At 39.9% G+C, this 13,436-nt stretch carries 11 protein-coding genes; 5 read left to right on the top strand and 6 right to left on the bottom strand.

Annotation, left to right across the window (positions count from 1 at the left end; genetic code table 11):
- Positions 1 to 67: 67 nt before the first annotated feature.
- On the bottom strand, positions 68 to 2,959 hold the full coding sequence (locus MKI79_RS07635) for a DNA translocase FtsK (protein ID WP_241571645.1): 2,892 nt from the start codon (positions 2,957 to 2,959) through the stop codon (positions 68 to 70).
- Positions 2,960 to 3,280: 321 nt separating this feature from the next.
- Between MKI79_RS07635 and MKI79_RS07640 the strand changes: the two genes are divergently transcribed.
- The 3 genes from MKI79_RS07640 (at position 3,281) to MKI79_RS07650 (ending at position 5,209) form a co-directional block, all read left to right on the top strand.
- Positions 3,281 to 4,153, top strand: a complete 873-nt coding sequence (locus tag MKI79_RS07640) for an NAD(P)-dependent oxidoreductase (RefSeq protein ID WP_241571647.1) — start codon at positions 3,281 to 3,283, stop codon at positions 4,151 to 4,153.
- Between the two features lie 222 nt (positions 4,154 to 4,375).
- The gene (locus MKI79_RS07645) at positions 4,376 to 4,648 is read left to right on the top strand and encodes a YARHG domain-containing protein (protein ID WP_241571765.1); all 273 of its coding nucleotides are present in this window, start codon (positions 4,376 to 4,378) and stop codon (positions 4,646 to 4,648) included.
- 144 nt (positions 4,649 to 4,792) lie between these two features.
- Positions 4,793 to 5,209: an HIT family protein gene (locus MKI79_RS07650; RefSeq protein WP_241571649.1), complete on the top strand. Its 417-nt coding sequence runs from the start codon at positions 4,793 to 4,795 to the stop codon at positions 5,207 to 5,209.
- Between the two features lie 98 nt (positions 5,210 to 5,307).
- Here the strand turns inward: MKI79_RS07650 and tsaA are convergent, their stop codons facing one another.
- Positions 5,308 to 6,045, bottom strand: coding sequence for a tRNA (N6-threonylcarbamoyladenosine(37)-N6)-methyltransferase TrmO (gene tsaA / locus MKI79_RS07655; protein WP_241571653.1), 738 nt, complete (start codon positions 6,043 to 6,045; stop codon positions 5,308 to 5,310).
- 100 nt (positions 6,046 to 6,145) lie between these two features.
- On the opposite strand from tsaA, the gene MKI79_RS07660 reads away from it, so the two are divergent.
- Positions 6,146 to 6,925: a ferredoxin--NADP reductase gene (locus tag MKI79_RS07660; RefSeq protein WP_241571656.1), complete on the top strand. Its 780-nt coding sequence runs from the start codon at positions 6,146 to 6,148 to the stop codon at positions 6,923 to 6,925.
- Between the two features lie 188 nt (positions 6,926 to 7,113).
- On the opposite strand, the gene MKI79_RS07665 is transcribed toward MKI79_RS07660, so the two are convergent.
- On the bottom strand, positions 7,114 to 8,841 hold the full coding sequence (locus MKI79_RS07665; protein WP_241571658.1) for a DUF262 domain-containing protein: 1,728 nt from the start codon (positions 8,839 to 8,841) through the stop codon (positions 7,114 to 7,116).
- Between the two features lie 107 nt (positions 8,842 to 8,948).
- A complete protein-coding gene (gene ligA / locus MKI79_RS07670) occupies positions 8,949 to 11,027 on the bottom strand; it encodes an NAD-dependent DNA ligase LigA (protein WP_241571661.1) in 2,079 nt (692 codons plus the stop codon).
- Between the two features lie 315 nt (positions 11,028 to 11,342).
- On the opposite strand from ligA, the gene MKI79_RS07675 reads away from it, so the two are divergent.
- Entirely contained in the window at positions 11,343 to 11,486 is a 144-nt protein-coding gene (locus MKI79_RS07675; RefSeq protein WP_241571665.1) for a hypothetical protein, read from the top strand.
- Between the two features lie 104 nt (positions 11,487 to 11,590).
- Here the strand turns inward: MKI79_RS07675 and MKI79_RS07680 are convergent, their stop codons facing one another.
- Positions 11,591 to 12,232, bottom strand: coding sequence for a YidB family protein (locus tag MKI79_RS07680; RefSeq protein WP_241571668.1), 642 nt, complete (start codon positions 12,230 to 12,232; stop codon positions 11,591 to 11,593).
- Between the two features lie 239 nt (positions 12,233 to 12,471).
- Positions 12,472 to 13,383 (bottom strand): LysR family transcriptional regulator, encoded by a 912-nt coding sequence (locus MKI79_RS07685; RefSeq protein ID WP_241571671.1) that lies wholly within the window; start codon positions 13,381 to 13,383, stop codon positions 12,472 to 12,474.
- Positions 13,384 to 13,436 lie beyond the last annotated feature (53 nt).

The raw sequence follows: 13,436 nt of genomic DNA on the forward strand, positions 1-13,436 counted from the left end.
AAAACTATTCTCTATCATTTAGACCGTTAAATTAAGCCCAATTAGACTAAAAGATCAGACTGTCATATCAAACTAAAATATCACGCTTACCATTGGCACCCATTGGGCTAACTAGACCATTTTCTTCCATTTGATCAACAATACGTGCAGCACGGTTATAACCCAAACTGAACTTACGTTGTAATGACGACACAGAAACTTTGCGTGACTCAAGTACGAAGGATACACATTCATCATAAAGTGCATCACGATCCGCCGAACCTTCGCCCGAGTCATAACCACCCGCAGAACCACCTTCTTCATCGTATGGTGTCAGGATTTCATCGACATAATTAGGTGAGCCACGTTCACGCCATGCGTCACAGATGCGATTCACTTCATCATCACTGATAAACGCACCATGCACACGTTCAGGCTCAATTTTCCCAGGTCCTAAGAACAGCATATCACCATGACCAAGCAAATCCTCTGCACCGCCTGCATCGAGAATCGTTCGAGAGTCAATCTTACTATTTACACGAAGTGCGACACGAGTCGGAATATTGGCTTTGATCAAACCTGTGATGACATCAACCGACGGACGCTGTGTCGCAAGTAATAAGTGAATCCCTGCTGCACGTGATTTCTGCGCAAGGCGTGTGATCATTTCCTCAGCTTTTTTACCGACTTGCATGATCATGTCCGCAAACTCATCGGCAACGATGACGATCATTGGTAGCGGTGTTAATCTTGGTGCACGTTCTTGTGTTGCAGAATCACTTGGCTTCCACGTTGGATCAATCAAATCTTCACCACTAATTAACGCCTCTTCGACTTTGCGATTGTAGTCGGTGATTTTACGAATCTTCATGAACGACATTAGCTTATAACGTCGTTCCATCTCATTCACACACCAGTTGAGCGCACTGACCGCATCTTTCATATCGGTAACGACGGGTGTGAGCAAATGAGGAATATCATTATAGTTGGCTAGTTCAAGCTGTTTCGGATCAATCAAAATTAAACGTAATTGATCAGGTGTATATTTGAGGAGCATCGACAGAATCATGGCATTTACTGCCACAGATTTACCTGAACCTGTTGTCCCTGCGACGAGCATATGTGGTGCTTTGGCAAGATCGGTCAATACAGGATTACCTGAAATATCTTTACCCATCGCCATGCTGATCAAACCACTTGGATCACGATAAGTTGGCGTTTCCAAAAGCTCGACCAAACGTACCATTTCACGTGCACTATTTGGAATCTCAATACCAATATACGGTTTACCCGGAATCACTTCGACCACACGTACCGATGCCATAGACATAGAACGCGCCAAATCTCGTGAAATATTAGTAACTTTCGAAGCTTTTACACCCGGTGCAAGATCAAGTAAGAATCGTGTTACCACAGGACCGGGCTGTGCTTCCACCACAGTTGCTTTAACATTAAAATCTTGCAGTTTGATTTCTAGCAATTCAGACAAGCGATCTAATTGTTCTTTGGTGAAATTGACCTTTTTATTCGGATCAACTTTGTCGAGCAATTCCATCTCAGGGAGTTTGGATAAATGCTTACGTTTCTCAACTACTTGCATGGCAGCAGACACAGGACGACCTGACGCATCAGTTAAAGGTGCATCCAAATCATCCCAAAAATCATCACTTTGCTCTTCTTTTGGCTTACCTGCTGTTTCTTGCCAAGCTTCGATGAATTCTTCTTTATTTAAATGATGTAAATCTTTCTGCTCATTTTGCACAAGTTGCTCATGATTTTGCACCGCTTGCGAAAAGCTATCATTCAAATAAGCACGTTGCTCTGCATCTAAGTCTGATTCTTCAACAGGCTTTTGATCAAATATGGCATGTTTCGCAGTAGCTTGATGATGTTGTTGTGCATCAGGTACAGCAGCAAGAAGCTCATCAAAAACCTCATCATCACTCCAGTCTAATACTGACTTTTGTTGTTGTGATTGTTGAGATGAAGCGTGTGAAAAATCTGCTGAATTTGGTCGAGCGTGTTGCTCACTCAAATGACGATCTGCTTCTGCAATCAACTGACTAATTTCATCATGCGATGGATCATTGTGATACGTATCATTTGGGATCGGTTTTTGAATTTGCGAATTATCATAGTTAGAACTCGAGGCAAACGCATCATCAAATGAATGCGCATTCGGTTGCGTGGCGATCTTTTTTTCTAATTGATGTTCTACAAGATCGTGCTGTATCTCATCCTGAAATTGTTGATGTAAGAAACTTTGATCATCATCATTTCGAACTGCGTGGTGTTCTTCAAACTCATCTAAAGGCTGTACCTTAGATTTCGCATGTGATGAATTGGTTGCAGTGCTCGATGTAGACTGCTTACCTAGACTCAGATCAAAGTCTTCAGAATCCGTAGGTACATTTTTATAGAATAAATCATTCAGATAATCAGGAATATTCTTAATGAGTTGCCCTGTTTTCAACCATTCAATTTTAAAGGCTAAAGTCCATAAGGCAAATACAAACACCACTAAAAAGAAAATTGAAAAATACAAACCCACCAAACTAGATAAACTACGCCCAACTTCATAGCCAATAATACCACCCGAAGCGTTGACTAAAGAATCTGTAGGCACTTGCCAAAAGAAATACAACAAGGTCGCAGTGGTCAAAATGATGAAGAATTGTGCCGCATAGCGAAATGGTCGTGTTAAATAGCTACGAGGCCACCACACTTGGATCGCTTCAATAATCAAAAACACAGGCAACAGCAATGCCGCCCAGCCAAATAAGCCATACAACATATCGGCAAGCCAAGCTCCCGCTACGCCACTGGCATTACTGACCTGCTGTGTATCACTCGACACACGCATCCAACCCGGATCAAAAGGTGTATATGTCACCGTCGCCAAAAACAAATAAATACCAAATGATACGAGGAAAATGGTACTAATGACACGATGCGCATATTGACCAGTCGCTACACTCATGAACAATCCTATTATTCTTAAAACCTCTAGCCTAGATACGCTATACAAACGAGATACAACGTAACGATCCGACTATTACCTTGACACTGTAATTCTTTCACATGACAGTTTGAATTGATATTCAGAACAGCACAAAAAACAGCAATTTTATATTATGCACAGCTTTGATGCGAAAATCTTGTCAAATTATGCAAATGTCTTCTATTCAAACAAATCCTTAGAACATTAATAAAAAGTCATATATCTCCGTTTTGCGCATTCGCCTCAGCGTGATAGATTAAGTGCTTCATTTGAATATCGTTATTAGATTCAGGAGCTATGATGTCTATTTCTATTGCGTTCATCGGTTTAGGTGCAATGGGTTATCGTATGGCTTCACATTTGCCGAAGTCATTCGAACAAGTTTTAGTTTGGAATCGTAATTTCGCCAAAGCCGAACAACATGCCTCAGAATACAGCACACAAGCCGTCGATATTGAAACCGCAACACAAGCAGACATTATTTTCTCCTGCTTACCGACCAGTGTCGAAGTAGAAGCGATCATTACGCAATATCCTCCCAAATCAGGTGCAATTTGGGTCGATTGTACCAGTGGCGTGCCTGAATCTGCGGTAAAAATGGCGAAGTTTCTGCAAGAACACGGTGCTTATTTTCTTGATGCGCCTGTATCAGGTCAAACCATCGGTGCGGAAAAAGGCACATTAACCGTCATGATTGGTGGTGATACCAAAGCTTTTGAGCAAGCTTATTCTGCAATTGAACCCTTTGGTGGATTGATCAAACATGTGGGTGACTCAGGTGCAGGTTTTGCGGTCAAAGCAGTCAATAATATGCTCCTCGCAGCCAACCTCTGGGCAACCGCAGAAGGCTTCACCACGCTCAAAGCCAATGGTGTTGATCTAAACAATGCACTCGAATGTATTAATGCTTCCAGTGGTAAAAGCGCAGTGACGGAAATGGTCTTACCTCAGCGTATTTTAAACCGTGAATTTCCGCTGACCTTTGCCCTGCCTTTACTCGCAAAAGATACAGGAATCGCCATATCTTTAGCACAACAAGCCAAACTCCCTACACCTTTGCTGAGCCTCACCCAAAACCTTATTCAAACGGCGAACTTAACCAGTGATGCTGAAAGTGACTTTTCTAGTGCAGTCAAGCTCTATGAAAGCTGGACAAATATTAAAATTGAATGACGTTTAAAAGGCTGAATTTGACAAAAATGTGAAGAAAACATGATGATATTCGCATGAATGTTTGCCTTAATTTACACTTGTACAACTTTAATCATTCGAAATAAATTGAAACATATTCACATGGACACCATATATGTTTTATACTCAACACATGTACTCAGCGAATACAAAAGAGGAATACATATCATGAAACTTAGCTTAAAACGCATCGCTATAAAAAGCATGGTCTTGAAAAGTATCGCCATCTCTAGTCTTGTTCTCGCAGGCTTTGGTAGCGCATATGCAGCCGATGCACAATGCGACAAATTACAACAACAAAAAGCCTTAATCCACGCAGCACACGGCTATTGCTTCAAAGATGAAGACGCCAAAAAGAAATATGGTAATAGTGACTGTCATACCAAAAAGCCAAAATTCAGCGGACCTGAAGCAAAACGTTTAGCGCAAATCGAAGAGAAAGAAAAAGAGCTGAATTGCCCTAAAAAAGATTTGTAATCTGAGTTGCAGTTTCTGAGTCCCAGTCTAAGTTAGTTAAACTCGTCAAAAAGAAAGTCGAATGAGCATTTCATTCGGCTTTTTTTACGATACACTGTTAGCAATTCATATTTTTAAGAACAACTGAACAAGGACTAATGCATCATGGCATATGACGATCAAAATATTTTTGCAAAAATTCTCCGTGGTGAAATCCCTGCCATCAAAGTCTATGAAGATGAGAAAACCCTTGCCTTTATGGACATCATGCCGCAAGCAGATGGGCACACTTTGGTGATTCCAAAATCCCCTGCTATCACCTTACTTGACCTCAATCCTGAAGACGCAGCATATACAATTCAAATTGTACAAAAAGTCGCAAGAGCCATAGAAAAAGCATTAGATCATAAAGGGATTGTACTCATGCAACTCTCTGGTGAAGAAGCAGGTCAGACTGTGCCACACATTCACTTCCACTTAATTCCATCGTCAGTGCATCAGCTTGGTAAACATGCAAGTACAATGGGTGATCAAGAGAAAATCAAAGCTTTGGCAGAAAAGATTAAAGCGTCAATTGAATAAACTGTGAAATCTTTGCGCTCATAAATATGGGCGCAAAACGCTATAAATAAAACGAATCAAATTAATTCCTACAACTCAGTCATTCAACTTAAAATATCCTACAAACTATACATATCAAAAATTTTCACAGTTTCCTCTGAAATTTGAAACTTCACATTGAGATTAGCAAAACTGAGTCCATAAACCCGTTCAGGATCATTCTGATAGGCAGGTTTGGGATTTTGTGCAAGCACTTGTTCTAACTCTTGAAATATTTGTTCCGTACATATATTTTCATTTAATAGTTTTTGCTTTTGAATGCTTGCTTCTTCTGACCAAACCACCTGTAAAATCTGCGGTGCATCAGGCGCATAACCGCTCACCGCATCAGGAATCGCATCGGCATAGGCGAGATACGGCTTGATATCCACGATCGGCGTGCCATCCAAAATGTCAGCGCCTCGTACATACAAACGCAGTTCATCTTTAACCTTTTTCACTTCAAGGAACTGTACTACGGATAGACCGATCTGTGATGGTCGATACATGCTACGACTGGCAAACACACCAATTTTCTGATTGCCACCTAAGCGTGGCGGACGAATCATCGGCTGAAATATTCCAGCTTTATCGACAGCGTTATCACTTTTTTTCACATCGTTAGCATGAAATTGCCAAAGCAACCACAGATGACTAAATTGCTCAATCCCTTGAAATGCGTTGATATCATCATAAGGCGCAATCAGTTTAATATAACTCGTTGTATTGACAAGGTTTGACTGTCTTGGAATGCCAAATTTTTCCACGAATGGCGAACACATATAACCGATTATCGGCATGGAAATCTGATCGTTCATCACTTTTTTTGATAAAGCCCATTAATTATATTCAGTGTATCGAGAATCGTTTTAGATTAGAATAGCAGTCTGTTTTTATTGAGCAATTATTGAGAAGTAAATGGCTGCATTTAATGTAGAACGTATCACTCACGTTCATCACTGGAATGATACTTTATTTAGTTTTAAAACCACTCGTGACACTGCCCTGCGCTTTAAGAATGGTCAGTTTGTAATGATCGGTTTGGAAGTGAATGGCAAACCATTGATGCGTGCCTACTCGATTGCTAGTGCCAACTACGAGGAAGAGTTAGAGTTTTTCTCGATCAAGGTACAAGACGGTCCTTTGACGTCGATCTTGCAAAAAGTCCAAGTCGGTGATGAGATTCTAATCTCAAAAAAACCGACAGGTACTTTGGTACATGATGATTTGTTACCTGGGAAAAATTTGTATCTCCTTTCTTCAGGGACGGGACTTGCGCCATTTCTTTCATTGATCCGTGATCCTGAAACTTATGAAAAATATGAAAAAGTGATCTTGGTACACGGTGTGCGTTATATCAGTGAGTTGGCTTATCAAGATTTGATCTTGGATGAACTACCAAACAATGAATGGTTTGAAGATTTGATGATCAAAGAAAAATTGATCTATTTCCCAACTGTGACGCGTGAGCCGTTCCATACGCAAGGTCGTGTCACGACGCATATCGAAGAAGGTACGCTATTTGAAAAGATCGGTTTACCAAAATTCAATCGTGAAACTGACCGTGCCATGCTTTGCGGTAGCCCTGCATTCTTAAAAGATGTGGCGGCGTTGCTTGATCAACATGGTTTGGTTGAGTCACCTCGTATGGGTGTGATGGGCGACTATGTGATCGAACGTGCTTTTGTTGAAAAGTAATTTTTTTCTTTAAAAGTTATGCGTTAAAAAATCCAAATGTTACGGCGTTTGGATTTTTTACTTACTAACAAATTATAATCATAGTACTTCATTTCTAACATAAGGTAACAATATAAAGCTCTAAATAGTGATAAATCTAACGATGCTTACATTATCGATGAGTGTTAAGTACTGATACTATCAACTTCTTATGCTTTCCATATTTCCTTTGCTTTATTTAATAGAAATTCAGCTCTTTTTTCAATTTCTGTTTCGTTCCATTCGCTTAATTCAAGATATGGTGCAAGAGTTTCAATTCCGCCCGAATAGTGAGTTAATCCCTCTTTATTTCCGCTTCCTCTTTTCTTGGTTGGCCAATTTGCATCTCGAATAGAAGCATTTAACGACTGTGTGATAATAGCCAAATTGCCCAAAGTCTTTAATTTGAAGTTCCGATAGTCTTTGGCTTCTTTGGTTGAAACACTATTCCATTTATTTTCCCATTTTTTAGGCATTAAATGCTCTAAACTGTATTTATTAATTCCTAAAAGCTGGGTTGCTTGTTTGTGTCTGTTCCTAATTTTAGATTCAATGAGGTAAATAATTCCTGCCGTTTGCTTATTGATTAGTACAGAATTTTCAAATCCTTGTTTTAATTCCGTGTCATTTGGCAGATAGTTTACTTTATCATTTTTTGTTTCGAGGAATTGGATAAACTGCTCCTTTGATAGAATTTTGTTTGATATAAGTCTGTCGGTAAATAGTTGGTTGTAATTTTTCGTAGTTGCCTTAACAACCATTCTTCGCATTACATAGCTTTCTATAAACTCGAACAATTCATTCCGTTGATTTTGGTCATCTACATTTTTGAGAATGTAAAGCGTGTATGGAATTAAAGTTGAAGTGTCAAGCCCAAAGATTATTGCATTAATTCTTTCAATTCCGCTTTCATTAGTGAGTTCATTGTTTACAATGTCATAGTCGAAATTGTCTTTAAATAAGATTGCGTAATCTCTGATTTCATCAAGGATTGCAGTTTTATCCAAATTGTAATCTCTTATAAAACGCTTATATGATTCAAAAAGGCTTTCAACCTTTGAAAACTCAATTTTATCTTCCGTTTTTACTTTTAATTCTGGTTCTTGAATTTTGATTTGAAGATAAGAGTAGAAAAATAGGTCAATGAATGTTCTCTTTAAACGACCTGTTGTGATTTCTCTATCCCAGTAGATTTTAGTTTCATCATCTTTTTCAAATATCTTTTTCCAATACTTCTCGTAATTTTCGATTTCATCACGTTTGAAGAAGTAGTTTTTTAGCAGTTCGGCTGTTGTCAATCGAACACCAAGTGAGTTTATTGTATCGAATATTTGTTGTTCATCTTCTTCATAACCAAGGTCAATGCCAACGAATAGGATATTGTCTAAAATATTGAAGAAGTCCAAAGAGTTTGTTAAGTCGTCTTCTGTAATATTTTCATTGAAAAAGTTATAAGCTGCGAGAATGTGGTCGTTTTCTGAAACGTCTTTAAAAACTTGAATTGCTTCAAGATTTACAACTTTATTAAATGAATATTGGTCATTGTGGTTGTGAAGTAGAATAATTGACTTATCTCTTTGCTTTTTAAAAGTTTCTGTAAAGTCAGAAACAGCGTTATTTTTAAGACACAACACTTTTAAAAAAATGTTCAATGTCGTAAGTCGTTGTTGTCCGTCAATAACAGTTAATATCGAATCCTTATTGGAAGCGGTTTCCTGTTGCTTTAGAATGACAGAGCCCAAAAAGTATGGTCTTTTGGTTATTGAAACCATACGCATATCTTCTAAAAATCTTTGCCATTGTTCGGTATCCCAAACATAAGCTCTTTGAAAAAAAGGAATTTCTAAATTTCTTCCTCTATTGAAAATATCTCTAATTGTTCTTTTTCCTGCTTCCATTAACTTCGTCCTTATTATTCAATTTTGCTGAGGTTTAACAATTGATTTACCAAATTATCAATCATCATATCCTTAAACCAATTTTAAGATTGAGAATTTTAATACTTTTAAACCTGAAACTCCCCCAACATCTGCAAAAATTCATCTTCATTCATCACCGCCACACCAAGCTTTTCCGCTTTATCGAGTTTACTGCCTGCTTTCTCACCTGCCACCACACACTTGGTCTTACTCGACACACTACCCGACACCCTCGCACCAAGCGCCTGCAAACGCTGTGTCGCCTCATCACGCCCCATACTGGCAAGCGTGCCTGTGACTACCCAACTTTCTCCATTGAGTGGCTGACGTGTCGGCGCTCGCGGTGCAGCCCAGTGAACCCCTGCATCAAGTAAGGCTTGAATCACTTCGATATTATGCTCAGCATGAAAGAAATCAAAAATCCATTCTGCAGTAATGTCACCCACATCAGGCGTTTTCTTGAGTTGTTCCAAATCCGCCGACATCAACGCATCTAAAGTTTGGAATTGATTGGCAAGCATCCGTGCTGTGGTTTCACCCACGCCACGAATACCCAGCGCATAGATGAATCGGTGAAGCTCGGTTTCTTTACTTTGTTCAATCGCATCGATTAAGTTCTGAACGGATTTTTCGCCCATCTTTTCAATGATGAGCAATTTTTCACGATGCAGATGTAAACTGTAAATATCTGCGACATTATCCAGTAATTCGAGATGTAACAACGACTCTACCCAACGATCACCCAAACCTTCAATATCCATCGCCTTACGAGCCACAAAATGCCGAATCGCTTCGATGCGCTGTGAGGCACAGTACAGACCACCCGAACAACGTGCCAATGCTTCGCCCTCAGGCATGACTACAGGCGACTCACACACAGGACATTGGCTTGGTAATTCAACCACTTGGGCTGTATCAGGACGGAATTCTTGCCAAACTTTTTCGACTTTGGGAATCACATCACCAGTCCGATACACGCTCACTGTATCGCCAACTCGCACATCAAGGCGATGAATCTCGCCGATATTATGTAGCGTGACATTAGATACCGTCACACCACCGACGAAGACAGGTTTTAGGCGTGCAACAGGGGTTAATGTACCTGTACGTCCGACTTGCCATTCGATATTATCAACCGTCGTCAGCGCTGCTTGCGCAGGGAATTTATACGCAGTCGCCCAACGTGGCTCACGACTCAAAAAACCAAGCTGTTTTTGCTGTTGTAAGCTATCGACTTTAATTACCATACCGTCAATCTCAACGGAGAGATTTGGACGCTCTTGCATAATTTCTTGATAGCAATTTTCGACATCTTCAATGCTATCCACGAGCCATTGTCGCTCGGCGATTTCAAAACCCAAAGTTTTTAACCAGTGTAGACTGGCACTCATCGAATCTAAGTCATGATGCGGTTCACACTGCGCAATGCCGTACGCATAAAATGCCAGTGGACGACTTGCGGCAATTTTCGGGTCGAGCTGACGTAGACTACCTGCTGCGGCATTGCGTGGATTGGCAAAGGTTTTCTCACCTTTTTGTTCTGCTTCACGATTGAGCTTTTCAAAGCCTGATTTGGGAATTAAAACTTCACCACGCACTTCTAGTAATTCAGGAATCTCGCCTTGCGCATTGCTACCCTTGCTATTAGCAATAAGTTGCAATGGAATATTGCGTACAGTACGGACATTTTGACTAATGTCTTCACCTGTTTCACCATCGCCACGAGTAACACCTTGCACCAGTTGACCGTTTCTATACCACAGTGAAATCGCCAAACCGTCAAGTTTCAGTTCGACATCATATTGCACTTTTTGATTGGGTAGACGATCTTGAATACGCTGATCAAAGGCTTTGAGCTCATCAAAGTTAAAGACATTGCCCAAGGACAACATCGGTACAGCATGTTTAATGGATTGGAATTTCTTTAAGGCCTCACCGCCAACTTTCTGCGTTGGCGAATCGCTTTGAATGTATTCAGGATGGCGTGCTTCCAAATCTTTGAGCTTATGGAACAGTTGATCGTATTCCGCATCACTGATGCTCGGCTGATCCATCACATAATAAGCATGGCTATGTTTCGCTAAAATCTGAATCAACTGACGCATCTGCACAATGATTTCTGGATCATTGCTATTTTGATTTGAACTATTTTGATCGGAGCGCATCAACGAATTATCCCTAATTTCTTGAAATAATATAAAAACGAATAGCCGATATTTAAGCATAATCGACTGTTTCGGCATAGCAACTTTATGCGTTGAATGTACGTTTTTACCACGTTAGGACATGTTGTATTCATATTACAAAACGTAAGTAAACTTGCGCCGACCGACCGTAGTCTTTAAGGTAAATATGTAGGACTTAAATTACCTGAAGTAACTTAAGCCAATTTTTTAATGATTAAAAATTTGTAGAGGTTTTTGAAATAGATCTTGTACAGCAAGTCTTTTGAAAACCATACAAAACACAGGAGTATTAGAATGGCGAAGAAAGTCAGCAAAAAAACTGCGGTAAAGAAAAAATTGCAATCTGTAAAACTTGAAATCAAACAGCGTTTGAGCAAAATCGGTAAGCAAGAAAGCAAAGTTAAAAAGCTGAAAAAGAAGCTGAAAAAGTTGAAGTAGTTTTTTAATAAGTTTCAAAACGCTTCGATAGATTTTTTCAGAAAACAAAAAAGCTGAGCATGATGCTCAGCTTTTTGCGTTTATCTCAATTTTAAACTGAAAACTTATTTGATATTCAAGCTATTCAGGATATTTTGAATATCATTATTCGCTTCACCTGAGTTGCTTGTCTGACCTTGTGGCGTCAACGAATCAATGATTTGTGGTAGTACCGTCGCAATCGCCGCATAGACGTTCTGAGTCGGCTCATTGGTTTGATTTGCAACTTGTGCAATGTCTTGCTCATCAAATAACTGTTGCACTTGCTCAGTTTGTACACTTTGGTTTTGCGCTGTACTTGGGTCTACCCAAGATTGAGCTTGACTACCAAGACCTGATTTGGTGAGTTTATCAAGTGCACCTTGCAAACCACCTTGCTTTTGAATCCACGCCAAAACGATTGGTAACACTGCAATCAACAATCCACTCTTACCACCACCGCCAGTACGACCTTGCGTACCGCCGAGTTGCCCAAGCACAGAACCGAGGATACTGCCTAGCCCACCTGCATTATTTGCATTTTGCTGAGATGCACCGCCTAGATTGCCAAGCACAGAGCCCAAGATACTGCCTAAGCCACCTGCATTATTGGCATTTTGCTGTGTATTTTGATGATTTTGAGTAGTGCTTTGTTGTTGCCCTGCGCCTGTTTGCCCGCCAAGTGCTTGCTTGGCAATTGCTTCAACTAAACTCGCTAGATTTGTCATGACGTTTTCCCTAATTCTTCATCATTATAGAATGTGACCGTTTTTGCATATTACAGAGAACAAAATGCTTTTGTCTATATCTGCAATGTATATCTCATCGCTAAGATTTCGATCATAAAAATTGCTAACTGAAAAATAATCAAAAAACTTGTTCGAAAAAAAAAGGCTGATTCACACGAATCAACCTTTATGAAATTTAGCTTTTCAGTATTCGCTTTTGCATTGTTAAATTTTAGTATTTAACGTCCACCAGGTAGCTGTGAAAAATAGCTTTTCAGCGCTTCAATACAACGAATCACTTTTACAGGTTGTTGCTCACGCTTCAAGGTCACTGCATACAAGGTATATTCAGGAAGTTTCCAATCAGGCAATACTTCGACAAACTCACCACGCTTGAGCTCTTGCTGTGCATCGAGGTGCAAGATTCGACCGATACCATGCCCTTCATGACATAATGTTTTCATCACAAAAACATTATTAGTGCGTACTTTTACAGGGACTTCAAGCTCAACATTTTCGCCAGTTTTTTCATTGCTAAATTTGAGTTTAGAAAAATTCTTCATCAAATCTACAGGCAATAGTTGATGCTCCAATAAATCTTTAGGATGCTCAATCGCAGGACGTTGATTAAGATAACTTGGCGATGCAACCAAGATTTGCTGAACACGAGCCATCGGATAGACTTCAAACTCATCATCACTGATATGCTGACTCATACGAATCGCAACATCAATGCGCTCTTCAATCAAGTTCAAATATTGCTCTGATGCAAGAATGTTCACTTTCAATGTTTCATGCGCCATGATCCATCGAGATAATGCAGGCACAATATGCAGTGAAGCAAGCTCTGGAGATGTTGCAAGGCGCAGTTCACCAATCAGATTGTCTTGAAGTTCGCTAATGCGTATTTTGCCACGCTCAGCAGCTGCCATCATCTCCTGACAGCTTTGAAAAAAAGCTTGCCCTGCTTCTGTCATGCTAATTTTACGTGTAGAGCGATGAAGCAAGGTGACATTGAGCTCAAGTTCAAGTGAGCGAATTTGTTGGCTCACCGCACTGGTTGTAATACCTAGATCTTTGGCAGCGCCACTAAAAGATCCACGCTCTACCACGCAGGCAAATACACCCATCGCACGAAGATTTTCTAACACAACTTGATACTCAACTTATTTAATAACTTGATCTTAAACGAAAAGATCAGCAA

The organism is Acinetobacter sedimenti, assembly GCF_022601685.1.
In the GTDB taxonomy this organism is placed as follows: domain Bacteria; phylum Pseudomonadota; class Gammaproteobacteria; order Pseudomonadales; family Moraxellaceae; genus Acinetobacter; species Acinetobacter sedimenti.

Bases quoted from the DNA above. Each gene is read 5' to 3' on its own strand.
- MKI79_RS07680 (WP_241571668.1), bottom strand. From the start codon at position 12,232: ATGACAAATCTAGCGAGTTTAGTTGAAGCAATTGCCAAGCAAGCACTT.
- MKI79_RS07665 (WP_241571658.1), bottom strand. From the start codon at position 8,841: ATGGAAGCAGGAAAAAGAACAATTAGAGATATTTTCAATAGAGGAAGA.
- MKI79_RS07660 (WP_241571656.1), top strand. From the start codon at position 6,146: ATGGCTGCATTTAATGTAGAACGTATCACTCACGTTCATCACTGGAAT.
- MKI79_RS07675 (WP_241571665.1), top strand. From the start codon at position 11,343: ATGGCGAAGAAAGTCAGCAAAAAAACTGCGGTAAAGAAAAAATTGCAA.
- ligA (WP_241571661.1), bottom strand. From the start codon at position 11,027: ATGCGCTCCGATCAAAATAGTTCAAATCAAAATAGCAATGATCCAGAA.
- tsaA (WP_241571653.1), bottom strand. From the start codon at position 6,045: ATGAACGATCAGATTTCCATGCCGATAATCGGTTATATGTGTTCGCCA.
- MKI79_RS07635 (WP_241571645.1), bottom strand. From the start codon at position 2,959: ATGAGTGTAGCGACTGGTCAATATGCGCATCGTGTCATTAGTACCATT.
- MKI79_RS07645 (WP_241571765.1), top strand. From the start codon at position 4,376: ATGGTCTTGAAAAGTATCGCCATCTCTAGTCTTGTTCTCGCAGGCTTT.
- MKI79_RS07650 (WP_241571649.1), top strand. From the start codon at position 4,793: ATGGCATATGACGATCAAAATATTTTTGCAAAAATTCTCCGTGGTGAA.
- MKI79_RS07640 (WP_241571647.1), top strand. From the start codon at position 3,281: ATGTCTATTTCTATTGCGTTCATCGGTTTAGGTGCAATGGGTTATCGT.